2 protein-coding genes are annotated in these 2,286 nt (G+C 69.6%); both read right to left on the bottom strand.

All coding sequences use genetic code 11. The features are described 5' to 3' along the window. On the bottom strand, positions 1–1,256 hold a 1,256-nt coding region (locus ACFP9U_RS24775), incomplete at its 3' end, for a BatA domain-containing protein (RefSeq protein ID WP_378625519.1). Next, entirely contained in the window at positions 1,253–2,161 is a 909-nt protein-coding gene (locus tag ACFP9U_RS24770) for a DUF58 domain-containing protein (protein WP_378625517.1), read from the bottom strand. The genes ACFP9U_RS24775 and ACFP9U_RS24770, both read right to left, overlap by 4 nt. Positions 2,162–2,286 lie beyond the last annotated feature (125 nt).

Below are 2,286 nucleotides of genomic sequence, written 5' to 3'. Positions count from 1 at the left end.
CGGACCGGCAGCAGCGCCTCGTCGTGCTCGGCTGCCGCCAGGCGCGGCCCGGCGAAGCGGATCAGCGTGCCGCCGGCTTCCATCCACTCGATCAGCCGGCTGCGCACCGAATCCGGCAGAGTGCCGACATCGGCCATGACGATCGCCGCTGGCTTCTGCTCCAGGAGCCGGGGCACGGATTGCGTCAGATCGGCGCTGCCGGCCTCGATGAGATCGGCATAGGGACCGATGGCCCGGCGAATGTAGTAGAGCGGTGAAAGGAGAGGCTGCGCTTCGTCGGCCTCGTGTTGGGAGATGAGCCCGATGCGGCGCCGCCGCGCATTTTCGTCGAGCAGCCGGAGCGCGCCGGCATGGTTCTCGCCGGCAAGCCCGATCGAGGTGAAGTCGTTGCGCAGTTCAAAGGGCACGCGCATCTCGCCCGTGGCGGCAGCTTCGCCGGGGCCGAAGCCGATGGCCGTTTCGGCGATGCGCCGGCCCTGCTCGTCGGTAGCGTAGGCGACGACCTGCCGTGGTCCCGTCTCCGACTCGCGCCGAACGGCGGTTACGGTAAAGCGCTCCGGCGCGTTGGCGCTGTCGGACAGGGCAACGAGCGGCAAGTTATCCGGAGCGATCCAAAGAACGTCGGAAAGCTCGGCAGAAAACAGCGTCTCGAAGGCTTCCGCGTCATCGCCGCGCGCGAGCCCGTCGGCAAGCACGGCGAGGCTCGCGCCGGGCAGTTGCGAAAGCGTTTCGGCAACCCGGGCGTAGATGGCGGGGCGGTCGCTAGGGACCGGGCGTGGCTCCGCGGCGTTCAACCGCTCGATCGCGGTTGCGGCGTCGAACGGGCCGATATCTTGAGCCGGTGCTTCGGCGGTCAGCGCCAGCACCACCGGCACGCCGCTTTCCCCCGCATCGTTGATCAGCCGCGTGGCGGTCGCCACCCGCCTGTCCCAGTCCGGAGCGCTCGACCAGCCATTGTCGAGCACCACGGCGAGCGCGCTGCCGCTGACGGCGGTCCGTTCGCGCGGATTGAAGACGGGGTCGGCAAGTGCCAGTATGACGAGCGCGGCAAGCGCGAGCCTGAGGAGCGTCAGCCACCACGGGCTTTGGTGCGGGGTTTCCTCCTTCCTGACGATGCGCGCCAGGATGGCCAGCGGCGGGAAGATCTCCCGCTGCGGCCGGGGCGGCGTCAGCCGCAAGAGCCACCAGATGACCGGCAGGGCAACGAGGCCCCACAGGACCATCGGCGCGCCGAAGGAGAGGGGGAGGAAGTTCATCGGCCCGCATCCATCTCGGCGGTCATGGCCGTATGCACGCGGATCAGGGCCTCCGAGGCCAGCCGGTCGGTGTGGTTGACCGTGTAGCTCCAGCCGACCTTCTTGGCCCAGCGGGAAAGTTCCTCGCGCCTTGCAAGGTAGAGCCGGCGATAGTCCTCGCCCAGCGTTTCGGCCCGGCCGGCTGTCAGCCTGGCGCCGGTCTCGGGGTCCCGGAACTCGGTGCGGCCGGAATAGGGAAAGGTCTCTTCGGCGGGATCGGCCACCTCGATCAGATGCGCACGGGTGCCCCGGCGCGCCAGCGGATCGAGCCAGCGCATGATCTCCTCCGGCGGATCGAGGAAGTCACCGACAATGACAACGTCGGAAAAGCGGCGGACCTGGGAGAAGTCCGCGCGTCCGGTGTCCGGCTCGGCATGGCTGATGTATTGCGCCAGCCGCTCCGCGCCGTTGCGGGCGGCGAAGGGGTCGGTCAGCCCAGGCCAGGCGATCCGCTCGCCGCTGCGCGACAGGAGCTCGGCCAGGGAGAGGATCAGCACGAGGGCGCGCGATTCCTTTGAAACCTCGGCCTGGCCGGAGCGGTAGAGCATCGAGGGGGAACGATCGGCCCACAGCCAGACGGTGTGCGCGGCTTCCCATTCCCGGTCGCGCACATAGAGATGGTCCTCCTCGCGGGCGGAGCGGCGCCAGTCGATGCGAGCGACGGCCTCGCCCTCGACATAGGGGCGGAACTGCCAGAAATTCTCGCCGATGCCGCGTCGGCGGCGGCCGTGCCAGCCGGCGATCACGTTGTTGACGACGCGGCGGGCCTCCACCAGAAGATCCGGCACCAGGGCCGCGCGCGTGCGGGCGCGCACCAGCGCGTCCTCTGTCGAAACGGGGGTGGTGACTTCACCGATCCGCGCCATCAGCCTCTGTCGCCGGTCGCTCAGCCGAGCGCCTTGACCCGGCGCGCAATGACATCGCGCACGCTCATGCCTTCCGCCCGCGCCGCGAAGGTCAGTGCCATGCGGTGCTGCAGCACCGGCTCGGC

Origin of the sequence: Nitratireductor sp. GCM10026969, from assembly GCF_042660605.1 — a bacterium.
In the GTDB taxonomy this organism is placed as follows: domain Bacteria; phylum Pseudomonadota; class Alphaproteobacteria; order Rhizobiales; family Rhizobiaceae; genus Chelativorans.
The sequence above is the reverse complement of the archived record's forward strand: the minus strand, read 5'-3'. Positions and strand labels throughout refer to the sequence as shown.

Bases quoted from the DNA above. Each gene is read 5' to 3' on its own strand.
- ACFP9U_RS24770 (WP_378625517.1), bottom strand. From the start codon at position 2,161: ATGGCGCGGATCGGTGAAGTCACCACCCCCGTTTCGACAGAGGACGCG.